The 2,496-nt window shown below is 37.3% G+C and carries 2 protein-coding genes; both read left to right on the plus strand.

Annotation, left to right across the window (positions count from 1 at the left end; genetic code table 11):
- The first annotated feature begins 255 nt into the window (after nt 1-255).
- Nucleotides 256-2,094, plus strand: coding sequence for an APC family permease (locus H5975_RS07815; protein ID WP_204785569.1), 1,839 nt, complete (start codon nt 256-258; stop codon nt 2,092-2,094).
- Between the two features lie 29 nt (nt 2,095-2,123).
- Nucleotides 2,124-2,384, plus strand: coding sequence for a hypothetical protein (locus tag H5975_RS07820; protein ID WP_204785570.1), 261 nt, complete (start codon nt 2,124-2,126; stop codon nt 2,382-2,384).
- The last annotated feature ends 112 nt before the right edge of the window (nt 2,385-2,496 follow it).

Genomic DNA, 2,496 nt, shown 5'->3' on the forward strand with positions numbered 1-2,496 from the left:
GGCCATCCATTTTCTCAAAATATTTTATTTATCAAAAAGATCCATTCATAAATTTAACCAAATTCCGAATGGATCTTTTCATTTTAGGGACTTATGTCACAGCCCCTTTTTATTAGCAATAGAAATATACTGTTAATAAGAGACTTCCCATTTTAAAATGGGAAAAGGGTTAAAATAATTTAAAAAAACGGTAGCAATTTAGGGAACGAGTGGAGTAGAATATCTTTTGATTCATTACTTTTGAGGAGAGTAACAATGTGGCGTTATTTAAAACGTGTTTTAATTGGAAAACCATTAAAAACACTAGATGAAGGTAAAACTCATTTAACTAAATTTAAGGCGTTGGCAATGTTATCGTCAGACGCAATTTCATCAGTTGCCTACGGTCCTGAACAAATTGTTACTGTATTAGTAACATTATCTGCAATGGCCATGTGGTACTCAATTCCAATTGCAGCCATTGTGTTAGTGCTATTATTGGCGATTACCCTATCTTACCAACAAATTATTCACGCCTATCCAAGTGGTGGTGGTGCATATATTGTTGCCACTAAGAATTGGGGTAAAAATGGTGGGTTAATTGCCGGTGGTTCATTATTAGTTGACTATATGTTAACTGTGGCCGTTTCAACGACATCTGGTACTGAGGCAATTACTTCAGCTATTCCAGCGTTATATAAGTACTCAGTACCCATTTCCGTGATTATTGTTCTGCTAATTATGTTCATGAACCTACGTGGAATGAGCGAAAGTGCCAACTTCTTAACCGTTCCTGTGTACTTTTTCGTAATTATGATATTTGTCATGATTATTGTGGGAGCCGTTAATATTGCGACTGGACATATTACCTATCATGCTCCAGCTGATTATGGTACTCCAGTTGCTGGAATGACTTTTGTACTTTTTGTTCGAGCATTCTCAGCAGGTTCGTCATCATTGACTGGGGTTGAAGCAGTAAGTAATGCTGTACCAAACTTTAATGAACCAAAAGAAAAGAATGCTTCCACTACTTTGGCAATTATGAGTGCTATTTTGGCATTCTTCTTCATTGCAATTATCTTCTTTGGCTTCTACTTGGGAATTGTACCTAATGCAAAAGTAACAGTGCTTTCTCAAATCGCTTCTAAAGTATTTGGTGGACATGGATTAGGTTTCTATTTGCTACAACTTTCAACGGCAATGATTTTAGCAGTTGCTGCTAACACTGGATTCTCAGCATTCCCAATTTTAGCTTATAACATGGCTAAGGATAAGTTTTTACCACATGCCTTCATGGATCGTGGTGACCGTTTAGGGTATTCAAATGGGATTATTTCATTGGCAGTTGGTGCCATCATCCTGATTTTGATTTTCCATGGTCAAACTAATATGTTAATTCCTTTGTATGCTGTTGGGGTGTTCGTCCCATTCACCCTTTCTCAATCGGCAATGATTATTCATTGGTTCAGAGAACGAGAAGGTTGGTGGCTAGGAAAGTCATTCATTAACCTTGTGGGTGCTTTGATTTCGTTATGCCTAGTTATTGCATTATTCTGGCAACATTTCGAAAACGTCTGGCCATACTTAATTATTATGCCGTGCTTGTTATGGATGTTCCACAAAATTCATAGCCACTATATTAAGGTTGGTAAACAGTTGCGAGTTGCGGAAAAGACCGCTGTTCAATTGCATGACTATGACGGATCAACAGTGATTGTGTTAGTTGGTAATGTTACCCGTGTGACACGTGGAGCTATTAATTACGCCCGGTCTATTGGTGATTATGTCATTGCCATGCACGTTTCCTTTGATGAAAACCCTGGAAAAGAACATAAAACAGCTAATGAATTTAAAGCTGAATATCCTGATGTCCGATTTGTGGATATCCACTCATCATACAGGTCCATTGCAACACCAACTTTACGGTTTGTTGATGTGATTGCCAAGCGAGCTGAGGCACGTAATTATTCTACGACGGTATTAGTACCTCAATTTGTACCCAAGCGTCCTTGGCAGTTAGCATTGCATAACCAAACTAGTCTCCGGTTGCGTTCTGTATTAAATTCACGACAAAACATTGTGGTGGCAACTTACAGTTATCATTTACATGAATAATAAACGCCATTTAGAGGATTTGAACTAAATTGGATAAGAGAACATTATGGAGTGCGTTTGGTTTAGTTTTTGGTATTATTTTGATTGCATCTTTTTCTATTCGCCATAACAGTTTCTACTCTGGAATTTGTGGAGTAATTGGCTGCATAGCAATTGTGGGTGGCTTTATTGGTCTTCACTGGAATAAGATTCAAAATGGTGACCCAAAAATGAAAAGAACAGTGCGCCTCCTATTAGCATTGTGTATTGTATTGGTTGTTTTGAACCTCATTACGTTCTTATTAGCTTAGTAAATATTTGGGAGATAATATGAAGTGACCTCCTTAATTGTTAATGCAGGGATTTAGACACATAATTAATGTATAGCGAAAAAGCATTAGTTAAGGTCGTTACCCTAAACAA

The organism is Limosilactobacillus coleohominis (assembly GCF_016901675.1).
GTDB classification, from domain to species: Bacteria; Bacillota; Bacilli; order Lactobacillales; family Lactobacillaceae; genus Limosilactobacillus; species Limosilactobacillus intestinavium.

Bases quoted from the DNA above. Each gene is read 5' to 3' on its own strand.
- H5975_RS07815 (WP_204785569.1), top strand. From the start codon at position 256: ATGTGGCGTTATTTAAAACGTGTTTTAATTGGAAAACCATTAAAAACA.